This window comes from Aquitalea palustris (assembly GCF_003693445.1).
In the GTDB taxonomy this organism is placed as follows: domain Bacteria; phylum Pseudomonadota; class Gammaproteobacteria; order Burkholderiales; family Chromobacteriaceae; genus Aquitalea; species Aquitalea palustris.
The window spans coordinates 1-22,805 of the sequence record NZ_RFAR01000052.1 but is presented as its reverse complement, the minus strand read 5'-3'; the positions used below and the strand labels follow the sequence as shown (position 1 = coordinate 22,805).

The following is a 22,805-nucleotide window of genomic DNA, read 5'->3' as shown; positions in this document are numbered from 1 at the left end:
TTAAAACGTGGCGACGCTGCTTGCTGGCCACTACAAGGAAAACCCGGATGGCCGAATTAAGCCCTGCCCGTGAACGTGGCCTGCTCTGGCTGCTGGCGCTGACCCAGTTCACCATCATCATGGATTTCATGGTGATGATGCCGCTGGGGCCACAGATCATGCATGCTTTTGCCATCAGTCCGGCGGCCTTTGCCACGGCCGTATCGGCCTATTCCTGGTGTTCCGGCCTGTCTGGTCTGTTCGCGGCCACCTATATCGACCGCTTCGACCGCCGTCGCCTGCTGCTGGTGATTTACGGCCTGTTTGCCTTGTCGAACCTGGTGTGCGCCACGGCCAGCAATTTCCACATGTTGCTGCTGGCCCGCGCTTTTGCCGGCCTCAGTGGCGGTGTGCTGGCCTCCATCATCATGACCATTGTCAGCGACATCATTCCGGTGACACGCCGCGGTGCGGCCACCGGGGTGATCATGACAGCGTTTTCGCTGGCGGCCATCGCCGGGGTACCGGCTGGCATCGTGCTGGGGGCGCATCTGGGCTGGTCCTCGCCCTTCTACCTGCTGGTGGTGCTGTCGCTGCTGATCTGGCTGGCTGCAGCCTGGCTGGTGCCTTCACTCAGGCTGCATCTGCAAGTGGCTCCGCCTCCGCTGCGTCAGGTGCTGCCGGAACTGTGGCGTTTGCTGAGCGATGCGCGCCATGTGCGGGCTTTTGGCCTCACCTTCATCATGATGGTGTCGCACATGATGGTGATTCCGTTTATTTCGCCGGTACTGGTGGCCAATCACGGCATCGCACCGCAGCAGATTGCCTGGATTTACATGGCCGGTGGCGCGGCCACTTTCTTTACCTCGCGGCGCATCGGCCGGCTGGCCGACCGCTATGGCAAGCATCAGCTGTTCCGCATCATGGCCTTGTTTTCCATGCTGCCCATCCTGTTTGTCACCCATTTGCCGACGATTCCCTTCCTGGCCATCGTGGCGTTCTTTCCCGTGTTCATGGTGGCCTTGTCCGGCCGCATGATTCCCTTGCAGGCGCTATTGACCACGGTGCCGGAACCACAGCGGCGCGGTGCCTTTCTCAGCGTCAACAGCGCCATTCAGTCGCTGGGCAATGGTTGCGGTGCCTGGCTGGGTGGCTTGCTGCTCAGTGCCGGCAGCGGCGGACAGATCATCGGCTATGGCAGCAATGGCTGGTGTGCGGTGCTGCTGGTCGGGGTGGCGCTGTGGTGGGTGGGGCGCGTGCATGCCTTGCCAGCACTGCGCTCCTCGGTGGCGACTTCCTGATGGCCGGTCCTGCCGTTTGGGGCAAATGTTTAATTTAATATGGATATGCTGGTTGTTGGTTTGCATGAGCGGCTAGAATGCCGGCTGCGTTTGCTCAGTATTGCCATGAGGTCGTGCTCGGGGGAGCCGGCGTCAGGTGTGGCGGCACTGAGCGGATGTCGTCGAAAACAGCTTGAAACCATCAGTCATGCACAAAAACAAACAATGGGCTGCCAGGGCATACCGGCAAGCCCCGGGGCGGGGGTGTAGCACAAGCGGGTTGGCGGGGCTGTGGCTGGCATGTTGTGCCGCGCCGCTGCTGGCTGCCGAAATCAGCAATGGCCTGGGCGCGGTCAAGCCGGCGTTGGGGCCGGGTGTGCAGCTGGAACTGGATGCCGCCACGCTGGATTTGCGGGGCTGGCTGGGCGTCGGGACGGTGCTGCGTGCGGCTAACCCCGATCCGCAACTGACCAGCGGCACCAATATGAAGAGCCTGAATGACGGTGATCTGAATTATCGTAGCGGCGATGCGGTGTCCACGGCGCTGGAGGGCTATCTGCAGGCCGATCTGCAGTATCGCGGCCTGGGCCTGCGGCTGGCCGGCAAGGCTTGGTATGACTACGCCCTGTCACAGCAAGGGGTGGCGCATGGCAATGTCCCCAATCATTACCAGGCCGGCGCGCCGCTGAGCGATGAGGGCTTTGTCCCACTGGGACGCTTTGGCAATGTGGTGCTGGATGATGCCTACCTGTATGGCACAACCAGCCTGGCAGGGCTGCCGTTGTTGTTGCGCGCAGGGCGCCAGACCCTTCCCTGGGGCAGCCCCACCTCTGGTGGCGTGCTGTCGCAAGTCAACGCTACCGATTACGCCGCGCTCAGCCGCGCCAGTTCGGTGTCTGCCGAGGCGGGCATTCCGGATTGGGCGCTGTATGGCAAGCTGGAGCTCAACCAGCGGCTCAGCCTGGATGGTTTTTACCAGTTTGCCTTTGCCCCCAATGTCTATCCGGGGTGCGGCACTTTTTACTCTACGGGCGATTATGTGCAGCCGGGTTGCAATGCGCTGACGCTGAACGGCAGCTTGTTGTCGGCCCTTTACCACCGCAGCATCAGCACCACCGATGCACAGTCGCTGGGCAATGCGCTGGACTCGGTCAGCCGTGCGGCAGACCGGCTGCCTAGCGGCGGGCAATACGGTCTTGGCATGCATTACCTGCTGGATGGCGTGGGCCAGTTCGGCTTTTACGCGGCCAATATCGACAGCAAGGTGGGCTATACCGGGGTGCAGCATAATAGCGCCGGGGTGCTCACGCCCTTGCTGGCCAATACCGGGCAAGCGCAGCCGACTGGACTGAGCAGCCAGTATTACCGCAGCTTTCCGGCGGATCTGCACTTGTTTGCCGTCAATTTCAAGACCGGCCAGGCTGGGCGTGGCGCAGCCTATGCCGAACTGGCCTACATCCCGGATCAGCCACTGGCCTGGAATGGTGCCGACTTTCTCAATGGCCTGTTGCTGGGGCGCGGACCGCTGGCGCGGCTGCTCCAGCTGCCGGCAGGGGCCTCGGCAGATGGCTATGATCGGTTTCGGGTGCTGAATCTCAGCCTGGGTGCCAGCCATGAACTGGGCCAGGTATGGGGTGGGGCAGCCAAGCTGTCGGCCGAACTGGGGTCGAAATATGTGATTGCTCTGCCAGACCCCTCGGTGATGCGTTATGGCCGTGGTGGCTGGGGCATGGCACCCAGTCAGAACAATCCGGTCTGCACGAGTGATGCAGCCAGCTGCCGGCTGGATGGGTTTGTCACCAGCCATGCCTGGGGCCTGCGTGCCCGGCTGGAAAGCCGCTATAGCGGCCTCTGGCCGGAACTCACGCTCACCCCGGCGTTGACGCTGGGGCAGGATGTGCGGGGTTATTCCTATGATGGCCTGTACTCGCAGGGGCGCTTCACTGCCATGCTGGGCCTCAGCCTGGAAATGCGCCGCCGCTACCAGCTAGACATCAATTACCTGAAAACCGGTGGCGGCGATTACAACCTGCTGCGTGACCGCAGCCTGTTTTCCCTCAGCCTGGGCATGCGGCTTTAGCCCGGGTCGCAATAGGCAGCGCCTGCCTGCCGCAAAGGCAAAGCCAGCAGGCGCAACAGCGCGGCAGGATTTTTGTCAGAGGTTTGGACCGCCTGCTTGCAGGTTCGCGCCCCAAGGGCGACAAGGCGAAAACGGCAGCAAACCCGTGGAAAAGGGCAGTGAGCCAGAGTCAATGTGCATTGCACAGGCGTTGCTAGCGCAGACTCACCGACGCGCAGCTGGCGGTGGCCGATGGCGCGGCGGACTCAGTCGTCGCGGGTCAGCACTTCTAGCACTTCGATTTCAAACAGCAGATTGGAATGGGGCGGAATGCGCGTGCCGATCTGCCGCTCGCCATAGGCCAGTACCGCCGGAACCCACAGCCGGCGCTTGCCGCCCACGCGCATGCCCATCAGTCCGATATCCCAGCCCTTGATGACGCGGCCGGTGCCGATGACGCACTGGAAGGGGCGGCCCTTGTCGTGCGAGGAGTCAAACTGGCTGCCATCTTCCAGCCAGCCGGTATAGTGGGTGGTAATCAGCGCACCACGTACCACTTCCTTGCCCTCGCCCAATTGCAGGTCTTCCATTTTCAGTTGTTGATCCATCGTCATCTTCGCTATGCAGGTAGGGAAAACAGCCGCTGCGGCGGCCATCGCTGGCGCATTCTAGCCTGAGTCGGCGTGTGCTCCCAGCGGGAGGCCAGGGCTTCAGGCCGCAATGACACAGTTGCGGCCGGATGACTTGGCCTGATACAGCGCATTGTCCACACGCATGATCAGGCTTTCCACGCTTTCCTCGTCCAGGTGCTGTGCGACACCCATGCTGATGGTGATGGCCGGCAGCGGTGTGGTCTGGCCGCTGGCCACGGTTTCGCGCAGGCATTCGGCCAGATGCAGCGCATTGTGCTGACTGGTTTGCGGCAGCAGGATGATGAACTCCTCGCCACCCCAGCGGCATACGCTGTCGGCGGCCCGCACCCGGGATTGCAAGGTGTGGGCCAGCCAGACCAGCACTTCGTCGCCAGTGAAGTGACCAAACTGATCGTTGATGCGCTTGAAGTTGTCGGCGTCCAGCAGGATCAGACTGAAGCTGTGGCCGTAATGCTGTTTTTCCAGAATGGCGCGTTCCAGCTGTTGCAGCAGGTAACGGCGGTTCCACAATCCGGTGAGCGGGTCGCGCAGCGCAGCCTGTTCCAGCTCGGATTTCAGTCTTTGCTGCTCGGTGATGTCGTGAATCACGCACAGCATCAGTCGCTTGCCATGCATCACCACCGGGCCGGCGTAGGTCTGTACATCCCGCAGGCTGCCATCCGCCAGCCGGTGGACAAAGCTCAAGGGCTTGTGGCCGCCTGGCAGCTGGGCTATCTGCTGCATCACCGGCAGGATGGCGCGGCCCTGGGCGTTGATCTCCCAGGTGTGCTTGGCGGCGAACTCGGCACGGGAATAACCGTAAAAGCGCATTGCGGCTTCATTCACATTGACGATACGGCCTTCGTCTGCCGGGTCGATCAACAACATGGGTGCGCTATTGGTTTGCATCAGCATGCGGTGAAAATCGTCTTCCGGCCGCGTGTCGGTGATGGTCGCCGCGCTGGCAGACGGCATGCTGGCGGCGGGTGAACTGGCCTCGACCAGAATGGCGTCGGCTGTTCCGGCCATGTCCAGCCAGCACAGGTGGCAGCACAGTGGCTGCGGCTGGTCTTGCTGCCGTATGGTCCAGATTTCCACTACCTGTTCGCGGGCCAGAATGGCCGGGGTGTAGTCGGACAAAGCCGGGTGTGGGCAGGCGGACAGGCTGCCGTGGCGCATATCGGCAAGGCTCAGTCCGGCTGCAAGTGCCAGTGCCGCCGGATTGGCGTGCAGCACTTCTTCGGTCGAAGGACGAATAATCCATACCGGCGTCTTGAGCTTGTCAAGCAATGCAAATGGGTTCATGGCAGCAAGCTATGCTAAAGGCCGGGTAGTCAGTCTATGTCTGACATACTAGATGGCCTTTCCTGGTACTTCAATATGACGTCATTCTTCCATGGCGGCAGCGGAGCGCCGCGTTGATGAATTTCAGCGCAAGCCGCAAGGTGTGGTCGGACCGCTTCTGCGCGATAATGCCGGGTCGTCGGCCATTCTGGCCGCAAGGCTGGAGGCTTTATGCAACAGGTGGTGGCGCAGCACGGTTTTACCCTGTCCTTGCCGGCGGACTATCACGCCGCCACGGCGCTGGCCTATCACGGTCGCGATCCGGCCGGGCCGGCCGAACGCTGGCAGGGCAATCGCCTGGACAAAGGCTTGTTGTTGCATGGTGCGCCGCTATCGCTGCAGCTGGAGTTTGACGCCGGGCAGGTGCATGCCGTGTTGAGCGGGTCAGCCCTGCTGGACTGGCCGGCGCTGCTGCCGGCAGCAGAACCGGCGGTGCGCCGCATGCTGGGGCTGGATGGCCAGCGTGAAAACTGGCAGGCGCTGGTGGAGAGCCGGCCCGCCGTGGCGCGGCTGCTGGGGGGCCGGCCGGCCTTGTGGCTGCCGCTGACGGCGGAGCCGTTCGAAGCCTTGTGCTGGGCCATCATCGGCCAGCAAATCAATCTTTCCTTTGCTACTGCACTGCGGCGCAGCCTGATTCAGCTGGCCGGCCTGCCGATTGCCGGCAGCGCGCTGCTGGCCCATCCCGGCCCGGCCGAGGTGGCGGCGCTGCAGCCGGAGCAGCTCACTGCTCTGCGCTTTTCCCGTTCCAAGGCGGCCTATCTGCTGGGCGCGGCGCGTGCCGTGCTGGATGGCAGCCTGCCTTTGGCGGCGCTGGCCGGGCAGAGTGCCAGCGAGGCCGAGCGCCAGTTGCTGGCGCTGCATGGAGTGGGGCCGTGGACGGCGCGCTATGTCATGCTGCGCGGGCTGGGTTTTGCCGATTGCGCGCCTATTGGTGACAGCGGCCTGGCTACCGCCCTGCAACGTTTTCATGCCCTGCCACAGCGGCCTGATGCCCGCCAGACCGAGCAGCTGATGCAGGCATTCGCCCCTTGTCGCAGTCTGGCCACCCTGCATTTGTGGGCCAGCCTGTCGGAGAACACATGAAATATTCCGCTCCCGATCTGTTTAGTGCGCCCGCGCCGGAGGGTGTGGCCCAGGCCACCGACCAGGCCACCCACCACGCCGCACCGTCTGCGCCGCTGTTTGCCCAGGGTGGCTTGTGGAGTGACACACCGCCTGCGGTACTGTCCACTCGCGATGAAGCTGCCCAGCCGGTATTGCAGGCTCCGCAGCATGCCGCCTGCCATGGCGTGGTGGCCACCCGCTTTGGCCCGGCCATGGTGTGGCTGGATTTGCAGGGCCGGCTATTGCGGCTGGATTTTCATCTGGAGCAGGAGTTGCAGCGGGCACAGCTATCGGGCAGCCGGCGCGATGATGCCGCCGTGGCCGAGGTGGCACGCCAGTTGCACGAGTACGAGCGTGGTGAACGACGCAGTTTTGATATCCCGCTGGCAGCACGCGGCAGCGCCTTCCAGCAACAGGTGTGGGCGGCCTTGTGCTGCATTCCCTATGGCGAAACCATGAGTTATGGCGAACTGGCGCTGGCACTGGGCAAGCCCGGTGCTGCCCGTGCGGTGGGGCGGGCCAATGCCACCAACCCGATTGCACTGATCGTGCCCTGCCACCGCGTGCTGGGGGCCGATGGCAGCCTTACCGGCTATGCCGGCGGTTTGCCGCTCAAGTCGGCGCTGCTGCGCTTCGAGCAGGAAAACACCGTGCCGGGGCTGTTTGGCGCGGCTGGCCAGGTTTGAGTCGCGGGTACTATCCCAGCCGCTGGCTGGGCCGTGCCAGATAAAACCACTCCTGCCCGCTCTGCGCGGCCGGGTTGGGAAACACGATGCAGCCATCATCCAGCGCCAGTACCGGGCTGCCATCATGGCGGCTGCCGATCAGCTCGCCCTTGCCGACTGGGTCAAAGCTGGCAAAGGGGCGGCTGAAACAGTCGTCGTCATGCAGCTTGTCCACTACCTCGTACAGACTCAGCGTTTCCATGGCTGCCGGCGCTGCCGGTGTCGCTGCGGCGGCCATGCCCAGATGGTCCAGCGTGTTGCGGATGGCCTGATAGGCTACATCGGGCGCTGCCGGGTCCTGATGCTGGCCGCACTCCAGTGTCACTGCCCAGCCGCCGTTGGCTCGCATGAATTCGGTAGTGCCCATGCCGTAGCGGGCGTCGGTATTCAGCTGTCGCTGGCGGTTTTCACTGTGGCCGAACAGCTCCAGCCGCCGTTGCACCCCCAGCGCATAGGTCGATAGCCAGCCATCCACCAGCCGGCCTACGCCCAAGCGTGCGGCCAGGGCTTCTTCCTGTGCGGCATGGGCAAAGGGCTCCAGGCTGTCCTGATTGTCGCGCGGGCCGATAAAGACAAAGGGCTGGCCGGGCGACTGGAAGGAGTGCAGGTCCAGCAGCACTTCATGGCTGGCCAGCAGCGGGCACAGCCAGTTGGCGACGTGGTCTTCGAAATCCTGCGGTGCGGCCACCGGTGCCAGATTGCGGTTCAGGTTGCGGTCGGCTCCGCGCTGTCCCAGCTGGTAGGCGAGGGTGTTGACCACCGGCACCAGCGTCAGGCTGCCGCATTGCAGCCGCAGCTGTCCTTGTTCCAGCTCGGCCTGGATGCGCCGGATGCCGGCACTGCCGCAGGTTTCATTGCCATGTACCGCACCCAGCACAATCAGCTTGGGGCCCTTGTCCGGCGTGGTGTAGTGGAGGGAGTGGAAATGCAGTGGCTGGCTCATGGTGGTTTCCGGCAACGGTGATGATGGCGAGTTATTCTGCAGGGCTGGGCTGGGTGTGTCGCAATGCTTTACAGCAATGGCCCCAGCATGGCTACGGTGTTGTTCCACAGCCGGCGCCACAGCGGCCAGGCGGCGACTTCGGCCGGGCTGACCAGGCTGCAATGCGTCAGATAAGCTTGCTGGCGTGCGCGCAAGCTGGCGGTCAGCTCGCGGCTGTGGCAGAGCAGATTGTTTTCGTAATTCAGCTCGAAGCTGCGGCGGTCTAGATTGGCCGAGCCGATCAGGCAGATGTCCTCGTCCACCGTCATCAGCTTGCTGTGCAGCAGGCCACCGTGGAATTCGGCAATCACCACGCCGGCATCCAGCAGCTCGGCGTAATAGCTGCGGCTGGCAGCACTCACCACCAGCGAGTCATTGCGTGCCGGCAGCAGCAGGGTGGTGGCCACACCGCGCTGGGCGGCGGCGCACAGCGCGCTTTGCAGGGCTTCGTTGGGGACATAGTAGGGCGTGGTGATGGTGAGCTGGCGGCGTGCGCTGTACATCAGTGCCACAAACAGTTCCGGCATGGCCGAGTGACGGGCGGTGGGGCCGGTGCCGATGGCCTGGGCCAGCAGTGGCGGCCCGTCCGTGGCCAGCGGCGGTGGCGGTGCGGCGGCCAGCAGCGGGCCGAGATCTTCCTGACAGGCCAGCATCCAGTCGGTGGCGAACAGGCGCTGGTTCTGCTGCACCACCGGCCCGCAAATGCGGATGACGGCATCCACCCACGGGGCAAAGCGCGGCTTGATGCGGAATTCCGGGTCGGCACAGTTCTGGCTGCCGCAGTAGCCGGTGAAGTGGTCGATGACCACGATCTTGCGGTGATCGCGCAGGTCGATACGGCCGCTGAACGGGCGCAGCAGCGGATTGCCCACCGGCAGGGCAACGGCCAGATGCACGCCGGCGGCTTGCATCTGCTGCCAGAGCGGCGAGTGCAGCAGATCGCGCGAGCCGACATCATCCGCCAGGGCGCGGCAGTGCACGCCACGGGCGGCAGCGCGCATCAGTGCCTGTGCGATCTTGCTGCCGTTGTGGTCGGGCAGCCAGATGTAAAACAGCAGATGCACATGGGAGCGGGCGGCATCGATGTCCGCCACCATGCTGTCGATGACCGCATTGGAATCGGCCAGCAGCTGTGCCTGATTGCCGCTGCAGGGTGCGAAGCCGCTGATGGACTGGCCCACATGAAACAGCTGGGCCTGATCCGCTGGCAGCGGCAGCTCCGGCCATGTTCGCTCCAGCGCCGGCAGTGGCGGCAGTTGTTGCTGGATACGGGCCAGCCTGGCCATGCGGCGGCGGCCAATGCTGACTTCACCCAGCAGCACATAAGCGGTGATGCCGATAAAGGGCAGGGTGGCCACCACCACCGTCCAGGCGATGCGGGCGGCCGGGTCGCGGTAGGGGCGCAGCAGTACGCGCACGATCAGCAGCAATTGCAGGCTGATGTGTAGCAGCAGGATCAGGGCAGAAGTGGCGCTCATGGCTGGCATCATGCCAGAGCGGTGATGGCTGCGTCCAAATACGGCGGCCAGCCGTGCATTGACGCTGGCTGACGGCCTGCACACAATGGCCGCAACCGGTCAGAGAGGCAGACAGATGAAACAGCAGGGCAGCAGGGTAAGGCAGCTGGAAGTGGGCGGGCGCATCATTCATGTGCACAGATTGCCGCTGCGGCTGGCGCACGATATCTATCACGTGAGCATGACCATGAGCTGGCCGCAATTCTATGTGGCCATCGGCTTGCTGTTTTGCGTGCTGAACCTGCTGTTTGCCAGCCTGTACCAGCTAATGCCCGGCAGCATTGCCAACCAGTTTCCGGCCGATTTTCGCGGCGCGTTTTTCTTCAGCGTGGAAACGCTGGCCACGGTGGGTTATGGCGACATGCATCCGCAGACGGTATACGCCCATGTAGTGAGCATGCTGGAAATCTTCATCGGCATGATGAGCCTGGCCTTGGTGACCGGGGTGACTTTCGCCCGCTTTTCCTTGCCACGCTCGCGCATCGTGTTTTCGCGCCACCCGGTGATCCGCCCCATGGATGGCCAGCAGGTGCTGATGCTACGGGCGGCCAATGCCCGGCAGAACGTGATTGTCGATGCCCAGGCCCAGCTGCACATGCTGCTGAATACGGTCAGCAGCGAAGGCACCCGCCTGCGCCGGCTGCACGATCTCAAGCTACAGCGCCAGCACCACCCCATGTTCGTGCTCAGCTGGACGCTGATGCATGTCATCGATGCGCACAGCCCGCTGTATGGCCGTAGCGTCGAGGAGCTGGCGCAGCTGCAGGCCGGATTCATCCTGTCGATCAGCGGTAGCGATGAGATCACCCGTCAGGCCATGGCATCACGCCATATCTTCCAGCACGAGGACATCCGCTGGAACTACCAGTACAAGGACTTGCTGTATACCGATGAGCACGGCGAAGACCATGTCGACTTCGGCCTGCTGCACGAAATCTCGCCCATGCCGGAGCGCATCCAGGGCGAGGAGCAAGCCAGCGGCTGAGCCGCTGCCGGCGCCATCCGTTACAATACCCAGCCTGTCGTTCAAGACCAGCCGGCCGCGCTGCCGGTGGCCAATAACAGCGGCGGCCCACCGGGCCAGCTGCAACAAGACATGAAGGAAAAACCATGGCGGGAGCCAGCCTGCTTACCTTGCTGGATGATATCGCCAGCGTGCTGGACGATGTAGCAGTGATGACCAAGGTGGCGGCGCGCAAGACGGCCGGTGTATTGGGGGATGACCTGGCGCTCAATGCGCAACAAGTGTCCGGAGTGCGTGCCGAACGGGAGTTGCCGGTAGTGTGGGCGGTGGCCAGGGGATCCTTGCGCAACAAGGCCATCCTGGTGCCGCTTGCCCTTGCCCTGAGCGCCTTTGCGCCATGGGCGGTGATGCCGCTATTGATGCTGGGGGGTGTTTACCTCTGCCTGGAGGGCATGGAAAAGCTGGCACACCCCTTGTTGCACGACAAGGCCGATGCTGCCGCCCGCGAGGCGGAACTGGCTGCCGAGCTGGCGGATCAGGCCGGCGATTTGCAGGCGCTGGAGCGTGACAAGATCAAGGGGGCCGTGCGTACCGATTTTGTGCTGTCGGCGGAAATCATCGCCATCACCCTGGGCACCGTGGCTGCTGCCAGCCTGAGTACGCAGCTGGTGGTGCTGGTGGCCGTGGCACTGATCATGACCGTGGGGGTATACGGTTTTGTCGCCCTGCTGGTGAAGCTGGACGATATCGGCCTTTACCTGCTGCGCCAGGGTGGACCGCTGCGCAGCATGCTGGGGCGCGGGCTGATTCGTGGCATGCCCTGCTTGATGAAGGCGCTGGCCGTGGTCGGCACCGTGGCCATGTTCATGGTGGGGGGCGGCATCATCAGCCACGGCTGGCCGGCGCTGCACCATGCCATCGAAGCCCTGTTGCACCCCTTGTCGCACCTGCCGGCAGTCGCTGCGCTGGCGCGCTTGCTGGTACCGGCCCTGCTGGATGTGCTGGTGGGCATGGTGGCAGGCACCCTGGCGCTGGGTCTGCTATCGGGCTGGCAGCGGCTGCGCCGCTAGGGCCTGTCCTGGCGGAGCGGCAGCTTGCTGCTGTGCTTGATCGCATCCAGGATGATGGTGGACTTGACGCTGCGCACCAGCGACAGCTGCATCAGCCGGTTCATCACGAAGCGCGATAGCGAGGGCAGGTCTTCCACCACGATGCGCAGCAGGTAATCCGCCTCGCCGGCGGTGGCATAGCATTCCAGTACCTCGGGCAGCGCATCGATGGCCTGGGCGAATTCGCGCAGCGAGCTTTCGCTGTGGCGCTCTAGGCTGACATGGGCAAAGGCCATCACTGACAGGCCGATTTTCTCCGGCAGGATGCTCACCTGATACCCCTGTACCACGCCATGTTCTTCCATGCGCTGGATGCGCCGGCCTATCTGCGAGGCGGACAGGGCAATCTGCTGCGCCAGCTTCTGATGGGTACTGCGGGCATCCTGCTGCAAAGCCTGCAAAATTTGCCAGTCAAAGCGATCCAGTTCCATTAATGCAGATTCTCCGCGTGAATTTGCTGTTTGATGCGGCAAGTATGCAAATATTTTGCTGACAAGGCAAAACTTGCGGACCCGCCGCATGCTGCCGCCTCTACACTGAAAGCATCCCCACCCGCCGGATTTGCCGCCATGAACGACCGCAGCGATTTTGTCGTCCCCGATATCACCACCCGCAAAAACCAGGGACTGCGCCACGATCCTGTCGACTACACCCTGCCGCAGCCGCTGGAGCGCTATAGCGCCGAAGACCACGCCACCTGGGCCACGCTGTACCGCCGCCAGTGTGCCATGCTACCGGGCCGCGCCTGTGACGAGTTCATGCAGGGCCTGCAACAGCTGGAGGTGGACGCCGACCGCGTGCCGGACTTCGCCCGGCTGAATGAAAAGCTGCTGGCTGCCACCGGCTGGCGCATGGTGGCAGTGCCAGGCCTGATCCCGGACGATGTGTTTTTCGAGCATCTGGCCAATCGTCGTTTCCCGGTAACCTGGTGGCTGCGCGAGCCGCATCAGCTGGATTACCTGCAAGAGCCGGATGTGTTTCACGACCTGTTCGGCCATGTGCCGCTGTTGATCAACCCGGTGTTTGCCGACTACCTGCAGGCGTATGGCCAGGGTGGCATGAAGGCAAAGAACCTGGGTTTTCTGCCGGTACTGGCGCGCTTGTACTGGTACACCGTGGAGTTTGGCCTGATCAATACGCCGCAGGGCATGCGCATTTACGGCGCCGGTATTCTCTCCAGCAAATCGGAGTCGCTGTACTGCCTGGACAGCGCCAGTCCCAACCGCATCGGTTTTGATTTGCAGCGGCTGATGCGTACCCGCTACCGCATCGATACTTTCCAGAAAACCTACTTTGTCATCGACAGCTTCCAGCAGCTGTTTGAGGCCACCGCTGTCGATTTCACGCCGATCTACCAGGCGCTGCAGGCCTTGCCCACGCTGGGCGCAGGTGATGTGGAGGCTGCCGACAAGGTGTTCCATATCGGTAACCAGGACGGCTGGGCGGATAGCGACGATCTCTGAGCGTTTCGTCGATCATCAACAGCTCCTGCGCGCCAGGCAGTGCATGGCGCAGCACAAGGCCGGCAGCCCGTATGGGGTGCCGGCCTTGTGCGTTTGTCTGCTCCCGCTGGGCTAAGCACCGGCTCAGAGTGCAGCCTCCACCCGGTTACGCCCGGTGCGCTTGGCCTGATACAGCGCCTGGTCGGCTGCCTTGATCAAGGCTTCGACATTGGCATGCGCCGGTTTTTTCTCCGCCACGCCGATGCTGACTGTCAGGCACAGTGCCAGCCCGGACGCCACCATGCTGCGGTTGGCCAGGGTGGCGCGAATGCGCTCGGCCACCTGGATGGCGGTGGATAGCCGGGTATCCGGCAGGATGATGAGAAATTCCTCGCCACCAAAACGGCAGATGATGTCGGAGCGGCGGCAGAACAGTCGCAGGATGCCGGCAAATTCCTGCAGGATGATGTCGCCGACATCGTGGCCGTGCTCGTCGTTCACCACCTTGAAGTGGTCGATGTCCAGCATCAGCGCGGCCAGCGGCTGCTGGCTGAGTTTGGCCTCGTCCCAGATCTGCGGCAGGTAGCGCATGGCATAGCGCCGGTTGTACAGGCCGGTCAGGCCATCGGTCTGGGCGGCTTCCTGGGCCAGCTGGTTGTCGATGGACAGTTCTTCCAGATGACGGCGCAGCAGCTCCTGTTCCTGGCGCAGGCTGCGCTGTTCCTGGATGATGCGCTGGCCAGCTTTCAGCCTGGCCTGCAGGATGCGCGGCGGAATCGGCTTGCTGATGAAGTCGTCGGCACCGCTGCTGAACACCTCGGCCAGATTGTCTTCATCGTCCAGAATGGTCAGCACGATGATGTAAAGCTGACGGCCTTCCGGAATGGCGCGCAGGCGGCGGATCAGCTGCAGGCCGTCCAGGCCGGGCATGGCCAGATCGGTAATCACCAGCTGTGGGCGCTTGTCGAGCACGATGTCGAAGGCTTCCTGGCCATCGGCGGCCACTTCAACCTTATGCCCCAGTAGTTGCAGCAGGCGTTGCAGCATCATGCGCTGGCTGGCCTCGTCTTCCACCACCAGGATATGCAGCGCTTCCTGCTCGGCTTCGGCTTCCGGCAGGCGTGGCGTCATGCTGTTGCGGCGTTCCAGCAGGGTAAAGGATTCGACTTCCGGCGTGTTAATGGCCAGCTGGGCATTCCATTCGCGCCATTCACGCACCACCTCGTCGCACAGGCGCGGGAAATGACTGGGGTCGATTTCCATGCGCTCCGCCTGTTTTTTTACCGTTTCATAGGCATGCAGGCGGGCTTCGCCATCCAGAAAACACAGGTCGGCCACTTGCGCGGCCAGGCGCAGGCACAGCGCCAGCCGGGCGGCACGCGTGCCGTCGCCGGCGCTGGCGAAATCGGCTTCTTCATGCAGGGCGACAGCATCGCAGAACATCTTGGGCAGGCCCCAGTCGCGCAGCAGTGCGCCAGCGATGTCCAGGTGGTGATAGCCGAACTGCTCGGTTTCCAGCCGTGTCAGCACCGGGGCGTAAGGGCCGCCGTGGCTGGCGATCAGCTCGCCGTAGGCCGACGGGTGCAGGGTGGCCATGGCCAGTTGGCCGATGGACGACAGCATGCCGATGGTAAACAGTTCGCCGGGTGGGGCCAGCCGCTGCTGGCTGCCCAGCAACTGCATGGCCGTACCGCAAGCCAGCGCGCGCGACCAGTAGTGGTCATAGTTGAATTGCGCGCACTGGCCACGGCGATGCTCGGCTACCAGGGCAAAGGTGAGGGCCACCTGGTATACCGCGTTCAGGCCAATGGCCATCAGCACATCGGGGGTGAGCGCCACCGCAGGCCGGCTGCGCAGGAAGGCGGCGGAATTGGCCACCTTGAGCAGGCGGCCTATCATCACCGGGTCGGTATTGAGGACGGCGATCAGTTCCGGCAGCGGCACATTGTTGTGCTCGCTCAATTGCATGACCTTGAGCACGCTGCCCTTGGGCGAGGGCAGGTTGCCGCTGATCTTGAGTTCGTTGAAGGTTGCGGTTTCAAGCATGGCCAGCTCCCCGGCTGTCGGCCGGTGGCGAGGGTGGATCCTGCTCATCCGCATGGCGTTGGCGAATGATCATGACTTCGGGCCAGAGGGCAAACAGGGCATCGACGCAGTCCGGGTCGAAATGCCGTCCCCTCTGGGTTTCCAGATGCTGTCTGGCACGCTCCAGCGGCCAGGCCTGCTTGTAGGGTCGGGCCGAGGTAAGGGCATCAAACACGTCGGCAACGGCCACGATGCGGCCCCATAGCGGGATGTCCTGGCCGGTGAGGCCGTGCGGATAGCCGCTGCCGTCGAATTTTTCGTGATGGCTCAGTGCCACCACGGCCGCGCATTGCAACAGCGGCGATACCGAGCCGGCCAGGATTTCATGTCCGAATAGCGGGTGCTGGCGCATGACCGCCATTTCCTGCTCGGTCAGCCGTCCCGGTTTGAGCAGGATGGCATCGGGAATGCCCACTTTGCCGATGTCGTGCATGGGGGCGGCTTCCTGCAGCATTTCCTGTTCCGGCAGCGGCAGTCCCAGCTGGCGGGCGATCAGCCGGGTATAGGCCGACATGCGCAGCAGGTGGGCACCGGTTTCCGGATCGCGGTATTCGGCCGCCCGCGACAGGCGCAGGATGGCTTCCTTTTCACGGGCACGGATTTCCGACGTGGCCTGTTTCACCTCTTCCAGCAGCCAGGCCGCACGGTTGGCCAGTTGCTGGGTGCTTTTGCGCAGTGCCAGCAGGTTGCTGACCCGCACCGTGAGCTCCACCTTGTCGACCGGCTTGGTGAGGAAATCACGCGCTCCCTGTTGCAGTGCCAGATGGCGCACATCGCGCTCGGTATCGGCGGTAACCATCACCACCGGCACATCCTGCCGTTGCGGCAGGGCAAAGAAACGGCGCATGAATTCCAGGCCATCCATCTCCGGCATCATGTAATCCAGCAGGATGAGATCGGGCTCGTTTTGCCGGCACCATTCCAGCGCCTGCAGCGGATCGGCAAAGGTGTCTACCGTGACGCCGTCCAGCTTCTGCAGAATGTGACGCAGCAGCAGCAGGTTGGTGTCGTTGTCGTCCACCACGATGACGTGCGACATGGCTTAGTCCTTTCCGTAAGCGGCGATGAAGGCAAGCAGCGCCTGCATTTCGCTTTCAATCTGCGCGGCAATGCTGCGTATGCTGTCCTGCTTGTTGTCGGCTGCTGCCGCGTGCAGCTGGCCGGCCAGGGCGGCCAAGGCATCGGCGCCGACATTGGCAGCACTGCCTTTTAGCTCGTGCGCCAGCTGTTTCAGGCCCTGGCCGCCGGTGTAGATGTCCAGCCGCAGCCGTTCGCGCCAGCGCAGCAGTGAATCGCGGAAGATGTCCAGCATTTCACCGATGCTGGCCGGGTCGTCGCCCAGAAATTCGGTCAGGCGCTGCACGGTGAAGCTGCCTGGCGTGCTGTTGTCGCGGCTGGCCGCTGGCGGGTGGCTGCTGGCCGTCTGCTGTGGCAGCCATTGCAACAGCAGGGCCTTGAGCCGGGCGAATTCGATGGGTTTGGCCAGATAGTCGTCCATGCCGGCTTCAAGGCAGATGGCGCGGTCGCCCTCCATGGCATTGGCAGTCATGGCGATGATGGGCAGGTGTCCACCTTGCCCGGTTTCGCTTTCCTGGCGGCGTATGGCCTGGGTGGCCTGGTAGCCATCCATTTCCGGCATCTGGCAGTCCATCAGGATGGCGTCGTACTGTTGTTGCGCCACTGCTTGCAGCACTTCGCCGCCGTGGCTGACCACATCCACCCGGTAGCCCAGCTTGTGCAGCATGCTGGCCGCCACGCGCTGGTTGACCGCATTGTCCTCGGCCAGTAGCAGGCGGTAATGCTGTACCGGGCGCAGGCCGACCGGCGCCGTGGCGGCTTCCGGTGTGTGCAGGCGGATGCTGCCCGGTGTCCATTGCACGGCCAGTGCGTCCAGTAGCGCCGACTGTTTCATCGGCTTGTGCAAGACCGCAATGCCCTGCTGGGCGAAGCCAGTCTTGCGCATGCCATCCTGCTCCTGCAGGCAGACCACCATGGGAATGCCTTCCAGGCTCAGGGTCTGGATGGCCTGTTCCAGCGTGGCATCCGCCAGCGGCTCCACCAGCAGCAGGATGTCGGGCTTGTTGCCGCTGGCATCCAGCTGACGCAGGGTTTCCAGCATGCTGGCGAGGCCTGCGGCCCGCTGGTGGGGCAGGGCCCAGCTGTTGAGGTAATCGCTCCATAGCTGCTGGTTGCTGGCGCTGTCGCCCGCCAGCAAGACCAGATGCTGGCTGGGCGTGGCGGTGGTGTGCAGGCAGCTGTCGCTAGCCGTGGCTTGCAAGGGGATGCTGACCCAGAATTCCGAACCGACATCCGGGGTGCTCTCCACCCCCACGCTGCCGCCCATGGCTTCGGCCAGTCGCTTGCAAATGGCCAGCCCCAGGCCGGTGCCGCCGTATTTGCGCGTGGTGGAGCTGTCTGCCTGGGAGAAGGGCTGGAACAAGCGGCTCTTGGCCTGCTCGGTAAGACCGATGCCGGTGTCCTTGACGCACAGGCGCAGCTGTACGCCTTGTTGCTGGGGCTGTTCCAGCGTGGCGGAAACCAGCACCATGCCCTGCTCGGTGAACTTGATGGCATTGGACAGCAGGTTCAGCAGGATCTGCCGTAGCCGGGTGGGGTCGCCTTGCAGGCTGTCCGGTACTTCGGCCGTGGCGAAGCTGGCCAGGGTCAGGCCCTTGCCATGGGCCTTGTTGGCGACGATGTCGACCGTGCCTTCCAGTAGCTGGCGCAGCGAAAAATCGATGCATTCGATTTCCAGCCCGTCGGCTTCAATTTTGGAAAAATCCAGGATGTCGTTGATGATGGACAGCAGGGTGTCGGCCGACATCTTGATGGTGCGGGCGAAGTCGGATTGCTCGGCATCCAGCGGGGTATCCATCAGCAGGTCTATCATGCCGATGACGCCATTGAGCGGGGTGCGGATTTCATGGCTCATGGTGGCCAGGAACTCGCTCTTGGCGCGGGCGGCCGCTTCTGCGGCGCGGGTGGCCTGCAGCATCTGCTGTTCGCGCAGCCGGCTGGCGCTGATGTCGGAAAAAGTGGTGACGCTGCCGGCCAGCTGCTGGCGCAGCAGCAGCGGGCTATTGCTGACCCGCACTTCCAGCGGCTGGCCATCCTTGCGGAAAAACACTTCTTCGCTTGAGCGGTAGCTGGCTTTTTGCTGTACCGATTGATAGATGGGGCAATCTTCCAGCGGCAGTTCGCTGCCATCGGCACGATGGTGATGGATGTACTGGTGCACGTTGCGGCCATGCAGCTCGGCGAAGCTCCAGCCCAGCAGGCGTTCAGCCTCCTGGTTCATGTAAGTGAGCCGGCCCTGCATGTCCATGGCGATGATGCCGTCGTCCATATTGTCCAGCAGGGTAGAGAGCCACTGTTCCTGCTTTTTCTGCTGGGTGATGTCGCGCAGCAGCAGGCGTAGTCCGTCTGCCGCGTTTTCGCGGTGCAGCGGGCTGAAGCTGGCCAGTACCGATAAGGCCTGGCCGCTGCGATCGCACATGAGCAGTTCGATGGCCGGCGGGCGCTGGCCGCGGGCGATCAGTGCTGCCTGCTCACGGAAGGCGGCTTGGCTGTCTTCCGCCAGCAGCTGGAATACATTCAGCGTAGCCAGCTCGCTGGCGGCATAACCCAGCGTGTGCAGCCACATCGGGTTGGCATACAGCAGCTGTCCGGTACTGTCGCAGTCTTGCAGCAGGTCACCCAGCTGTTCCAGCTGCTGCAGCAGTGCGCCATCCATGTACTGGCTGGTGTTGTTGTTGTCGCCGGCCGTCGCGGCGGCCTGCCTGTTTGTCGCTTGATCTTGCTGTTGCACCGTTAACTGTGCTCCGCGGAGGATGTGGTGTGGCGTGGTGCATGCATGGTGCGTGGGTTCCGCATTTCGGTTAGGGTCAGCAACAGTGGCTGCTGGCTCAGCCCGCAGGGGTGGCCAGTGCGGCGACCAGGCTGTCGCGAGTCAGCGGCTTGGTGACGATGGCGTCAAAGCCGGCCTGCAATATGGCTTCCTGCTCGTCGCTCATGGCATGGGCGGTATAGGCAATCAGCCGCAAGTCATGCCAGCGCGGGTTGCCGCGCAGGTGCAGGCACAGTTCGATGCCGCTCATGCCGGGCATGCTGATGTCCAGCAGCACGCAGTGGTATTCATGTTGCTGCAGCTGTTCCAGAGCCTCGAACGCGCTGGAGGCCTGATCGGTTTTCCAGCCCATGCGCTGCAGGAACAGGCCCGCCACCTTGCGATTGATCTCGTCGTCGTCCACGACAAGAATGGTGTCCAGCGCGCTCATTCTTGCTTTCCTTCCAGGGGGATGCTGACGTGGAATACCGTACCCACGCCGACTTGTGATTCAAAACCGACCTTGCCGGACATCAGCCGGACCAGTTCCTTCACCAGTGCCAGCCCCAGGCCGGAGCCGCTCTGGGCGCGGGTGAGGAAGGCATCCGCTTGACGGAACTGTTCGAAGACCAGTTGTTGTTGTTCCAGCGGAATGCCGCAGCCGCTGTCGCGGATGTCCAGTTGTAATTCCTGTGCGCTGACCCGCGCCTCGACCTGTATGCTGCCGTGCTCGGTAAACTTCACCGCATTGTCCAGCAGATTGTTCAGTACCTGGGTCAGCTTGGTGCGATCCAGGCGGCAACTCTCCGGGCTATCTGCTGCCTGCTGGTAGTCCAGTGTCAGCTGCAGGCCCTTGCCTTCGGCCTTGGGCCGGTACAGTTCCACCGCATCGCGCAGCATCGCGGCCAATTGTACCTCGACAATTTCCATTGGCATGCGGCCGGCCTCAATGCGCGCCATGTCGAGAATGGAGTTGACCAGCTTGAGCAAATGCTGGCCGCTCTTGTGGATCATGCCGGCAGTTTCCAGATCGGCCGGATCGCTCAGCGTGGCCTGCAGGAATTCCGAGCAGCCCAGAATGCCGTTCAGCGGCGTGCGCAGCTCGTGCGACATATGGGCGAGGAATTCCGATTTCATGCGGTTGGCCGATTCGGCCTGCGCCTTGCTGTTTTTCAGGTTGGCCGCCATGTGGTACATCACGTAGCCGGCCAGGCATACCAGCAGTGACATGATGGCCGCGACGGTGAAGTAGGCATTGCGGTGTTCGTAATAGTCCGCCATGGCTTCCTGTTCGCCCACGCCCATCAGCACTGCCAGCGGGTAGCCTTCCACCGCACGGAAGCTGACAGTGCGTTGCACCTTGTCGATACTGCTCAGCTGCTGGTAGGCGCCGTGGTCATGTCCGGGCCATTGCTTGAACAGCCCGCTGCTGCTGATGTCCATGCCGATGCCGGTATCCTTGGCACTGGTACGGGCGCGCACGATGCCGTCCTGGCCTACCAGCGTCACCACGCCGGTCTTGCCCAGATCGAGGTCTTTGTAAAAGCTGGTGAAGTAAAACGGATCGACCGACACCACCACTACGCCGCCAAAGCTGCCGTCCGGCTTGTTGATACGCCGGGTGAACTGTAGCGACCATTTTTTCGAGGCCCGCCCATGCACCGGCTTGCTGATGAACAGCTGCCCGCTATCCTTGGCAATATGCACCTTGAAGTGCTCGCGGTCGCCCAGGTTCATGCGCTTGCTATTGGGTACGCTGGACAGCTCCAGCATGCCGTCCGGACCAATGATGTACAGCCCGACAAACAGCTGGCTCTGGATAATGCCCTTGTCCAGATAGCTGCGAATGTCCATCTTGCTGCCTTCGGACTCGTACTGGTATTTCAGGAAGAGCACCGACTGGTCGACGGCGCGAATGGTGCGCGAGATGTGTTCTTCGAACACCCGCACCATGTTTTCACTTTGCCGCTGCATTTCCAGTCGGCTGCGGACTTGGTCAGTGTTGACCTGCCACAGCACCGCACTCCAGATCATGGCGATCAGGAATAGGCTGAATAAGGGAATCACCCATTCCAGGCTCAATCTGCCCAGACCGTGCTGGAACAGCCCGGCAATACCTTGTTTCTCTTGTTTCATCTTTGCCCCGCTTGCTGCTTCTGCCCGTAGAAACAGCCCTGTCTTTATTCTTTGTTATTGGCCGCGAAGCTGGCCGCCGGCAGGGGAGTGCCTGCTGCATGATCTCTTTGCCACGCTGAACACCCCTTGCCGCTGACTGTGGCTTCATCGGCCATCCCGCCATGCCGGAATGGTAAGGGCAGGCCCCTGATCGAAGTTTGATTTAGGGCATGCCTATGTCTTTTTATAGAATTTAACTTAAAAAACCGGTAGGGATTAAACGGTAATCAGCTTAAATCAAGGCCCATAAGGCTAGCATCACGCCAATAATCAGTACGCCCATCAGGATTTGCGAGGTATTGCGCTCTCTTTGCAAGGCCGACTTCATGCTGCTGCAGGACGACTCCAGCCGGTTGACCTTCTCTTCCAGTGCGGCGCGGGTTTCATCCTGCAGTGCCAGCGATTGCAGCATGGCTTCGCCACCCACTTCCTGAATGTGTTCCTTGTCCCACACGCCCAGCAGGCGGCTGACCTTGTCCTTGAAATACAGGCCGGTACGCTGTGCGGCATCCTGCCAGTCGAACTGAAAACCCTGGCTGGCATAGAAGGCATTGCGCCGCAGCTTTTCTTCTTCGCTGACATTACCGGTCATGGCGATCAGGCCCGGGCTGATGGCGTAGTCTGGGTAGGCACCCTTGACCCAGCTGATGGTCTGGGCAAACAGAAAGGTATCCAGTCCCAGTCCGGTAAAGGCTTCCACGCAGTTGACACCGCTCTTCGGGCCGAAAGTGACCGAACGGCTGGGATGGTCCACCCGCACCCAGGCACAGTTGTAGCTGGTGTGAAAACGGGCGTCGTCATTGGCGTAATGCAGCCACTGGTTGCCTTCGGTACGGGCAAAGCCACGGAACTGCAGGCGGAAGAAATCGGACTGCCCTGTCATGGCGCGGCTACGGTGCAGAATGCCGTAAATGGGCACCCCGCTGGCAGTCAGCGTCAATACCGTTTCACCCAGCGGCATGGCCAGGGTGGCGAGGGTGTTCTCGTTTTCCGGGGCGCGCAGTTCGGCTTCGGGCTGCGGCACAGGTTTGCTGGTGTTGGCAGGCGTATTCATGCGCTAATCATAGCGTAATCATGCTGCAGCGTTGTGCAGGAAATCCTGAATTCGGTGCAGCTACGGCCAGATTTTGGTGCGATGCAGCACGAAATGGCTGGCGATGGGCTGGAAATACTCTGGAAATCAATGGAAAAAAGCTGGCACGGTGTTTGCATAGTGGATAGGGCATCCCCGGTGGCGCCGGGTTTGCGAGTGAGTCTGTCCCGTTGCAATCTGCGGCTTTAATCGTGCATCAAGCCAGGCCTGGGCAATATTGCCCAGGCCCTTTTTTTGTCTACGCTGTGGTAGGGCAGGGGAAGCCGTCCTGTGCTGATCCGATGCCCTGTCTGACCAATCCCCATCATCTTCACAATTTGCGCGACCTTGCGCATGGCTATCTTAAAGAACACATAGGTTCTGTATCCGCTGACGCGGATGATGATTTTCCTGCCGCTTCCGCACGGCGGGGAAAGGGCCTTTGTGTGGCCAAAGGCCCCTCCCATCCCGAAAGGCCACCCCACAAGCATGGCCTGCGGCTGCCCGACA

19 protein-coding genes are annotated in these 22,805 nt (G+C 62.6%); 7 read left to right on the top strand and 12 right to left on the bottom strand.

Annotated features, from left to right (window positions below):
* The first annotated feature begins 47 nt into the window (after positions 1 to 47).
* Both EAY64_RS12845 and EAY64_RS12840 read left to right on the top strand, forming a co-directional pair.
* Positions 48 to 1,280, top strand: coding sequence for an MFS transporter (locus EAY64_RS12845; protein WP_103525147.1), 1,233 nt, complete (start codon positions 48 to 50; stop codon positions 1,278 to 1,280).
* A gap of 259 nt (positions 1,281 to 1,539) precedes the next feature.
* A complete protein-coding gene (locus tag EAY64_RS12840; RefSeq protein WP_199107480.1) occupies positions 1,540 to 3,339 on the top strand; it encodes a DUF1302 domain-containing protein in 1,800 nt (599 codons plus the stop codon).
* Positions 3,340 to 3,584: 245 nt separating this feature from the next.
* Here EAY64_RS12840 and EAY64_RS12835 read toward each other — a convergent pair whose 3' ends face one another.
* Positions 3,585 to 3,926 (bottom strand): FKBP-type peptidyl-prolyl cis-trans isomerase, encoded by a 342-nt coding sequence (locus EAY64_RS12835; protein ID WP_103525211.1) that lies wholly within the window; start codon positions 3,924 to 3,926, stop codon positions 3,585 to 3,587.
* 102 nt (positions 3,927 to 4,028) lie between these two features.
* Positions 4,029 to 5,255, bottom strand: coding sequence for a GGDEF domain-containing protein (locus tag EAY64_RS12830; RefSeq protein WP_103525145.1), 1,227 nt, complete (start codon positions 5,253 to 5,255; stop codon positions 4,029 to 4,031).
* Between the two features lie 210 nt (positions 5,256 to 5,465).
* On the opposite strand from EAY64_RS12830, the gene EAY64_RS12825 reads away from it, so the two are divergent.
* Positions 5,466 to 6,377 (top strand): DNA-3-methyladenine glycosylase family protein, encoded by a 912-nt coding sequence (locus tag EAY64_RS12825; RefSeq protein ID WP_103525144.1) that lies wholly within the window; start codon positions 5,466 to 5,468, stop codon positions 6,375 to 6,377.
* On the top strand, positions 6,374 to 7,084 hold the full coding sequence (locus EAY64_RS20830) for a methylated-DNA--[protein]-cysteine S-methyltransferase (protein ID WP_304511172.1): 711 nt from the start codon (positions 6,374 to 6,376) through the stop codon (positions 7,082 to 7,084). Before EAY64_RS12825 ends, EAY64_RS20830 begins: the two co-directional genes overlap by 4 nt.
* A gap of 10 nt (positions 7,085 to 7,094) precedes the next feature.
* Here EAY64_RS20830 and EAY64_RS12815 read toward each other — a convergent pair whose 3' ends face one another.
* Together EAY64_RS12815 and cls are read right to left on the bottom strand one after the other, a co-directional pair.
* Complete coding sequence (locus EAY64_RS12815; RefSeq protein WP_103525209.1) at positions 7,095 to 8,066, bottom strand: M14 family metallopeptidase; 972 nt, start codon at positions 8,064 to 8,066, stop codon at positions 7,095 to 7,097.
* 68 nt (positions 8,067 to 8,134) lie between these two features.
* Positions 8,135 to 9,583 (bottom strand): cardiolipin synthase, encoded by a 1,449-nt coding sequence (gene cls / locus EAY64_RS12810; RefSeq protein WP_199734442.1) that lies wholly within the window; start codon positions 9,581 to 9,583, stop codon positions 8,135 to 8,137.
* A 115-nt stretch (positions 9,584 to 9,698) separates the two neighbouring features.
* Here cls and EAY64_RS12805 point away from each other — a divergent pair, with 115 nt between their 5' ends.
* Positions 9,699 to 10,607, top strand: coding sequence for an ion channel (locus EAY64_RS12805; protein WP_103525142.1), 909 nt, complete (start codon positions 9,699 to 9,701; stop codon positions 10,605 to 10,607).
* Between the two features lie 125 nt (positions 10,608 to 10,732).
* Positions 10,733 to 11,656 (top strand): DUF808 domain-containing protein, encoded by a 924-nt coding sequence (locus EAY64_RS12800; RefSeq protein ID WP_103525141.1) that lies wholly within the window; start codon positions 10,733 to 10,735, stop codon positions 11,654 to 11,656.
* On the opposite strand, the gene EAY64_RS12795 is transcribed toward EAY64_RS12800, so the two are convergent.
* On the bottom strand, positions 11,653 to 12,126 hold the full coding sequence (locus EAY64_RS12795; protein WP_103525140.1) for an Lrp/AsnC family transcriptional regulator: 474 nt from the start codon (positions 12,124 to 12,126) through the stop codon (positions 11,653 to 11,655). The two genes, EAY64_RS12800 and EAY64_RS12795, sit on opposite strands and share 4 nt — an antisense overlap.
* 138 nt (positions 12,127 to 12,264) lie before the next feature.
* On the opposite strand from EAY64_RS12795, the gene phhA reads away from it, so the two are divergent.
* Entirely contained in the window at positions 12,265 to 13,158 is an 894-nt protein-coding gene (gene phhA, locus EAY64_RS12790; RefSeq protein ID WP_103525208.1) for a phenylalanine 4-monooxygenase, read from the top strand.
* 123 nt (positions 13,159 to 13,281) lie between these two features.
* Here the strand turns inward: phhA and EAY64_RS12785 are convergent, their stop codons facing one another.
* The 7 genes from EAY64_RS12785 to EAY64_RS20640 all read right to left on the bottom strand — a co-directional run.
* Positions 13,282 to 15,183: a diguanylate cyclase gene (locus tag EAY64_RS12785; RefSeq protein ID WP_158604694.1), complete on the bottom strand. Its 1,902-nt coding sequence runs from the start codon at positions 15,181 to 15,183 to the stop codon at positions 13,282 to 13,284.
* Complete coding sequence (locus EAY64_RS12780) at positions 15,176 to 16,261, bottom strand: HD domain-containing phosphohydrolase (protein ID WP_103525138.1); 1,086 nt, start codon at positions 16,259 to 16,261, stop codon at positions 15,176 to 15,178. The genes EAY64_RS12785 and EAY64_RS12780 overlap by 8 nt, the downstream gene beginning before the upstream one ends.
* 3 nt (positions 16,262 to 16,264) lie before the next feature.
* Positions 16,265 to 19,030: a PAS domain-containing hybrid sensor histidine kinase/response regulator gene (locus EAY64_RS12775; protein ID WP_147456222.1), complete on the bottom strand. Its 2,766-nt coding sequence runs from the start codon at positions 19,028 to 19,030 to the stop codon at positions 16,265 to 16,267.
* A 97-nt stretch (positions 19,031 to 19,127) separates the two neighbouring features.
* Entirely contained in the window at positions 19,128 to 19,499 is a 372-nt protein-coding gene (locus EAY64_RS12770) for a response regulator (RefSeq protein WP_103525136.1), read from the bottom strand.
* Positions 19,496 to 21,184, bottom strand: a complete 1,689-nt coding sequence (locus EAY64_RS12765; RefSeq protein WP_103525135.1) for a sensor histidine kinase — start codon at positions 21,182 to 21,184, stop codon at positions 19,496 to 19,498. Before EAY64_RS12765 ends, EAY64_RS12770 begins: the two co-directional genes overlap by 4 nt.
* A gap of 271 nt (positions 21,185 to 21,455) precedes the next feature.
* On the bottom strand, positions 21,456 to 22,277 hold the full coding sequence (locus tag EAY64_RS12760) for a hypothetical protein (RefSeq protein ID WP_103525134.1): 822 nt from the start codon (positions 22,275 to 22,277) through the stop codon (positions 21,456 to 21,458).
* A gap of 224 nt (positions 22,278 to 22,501) precedes the next feature.
* Positions 22,502 to 22,805: hypothetical protein (locus EAY64_RS20640; protein ID WP_233566489.1), on the bottom strand; the 304-nt coding region annotated here is incomplete at its 5' end.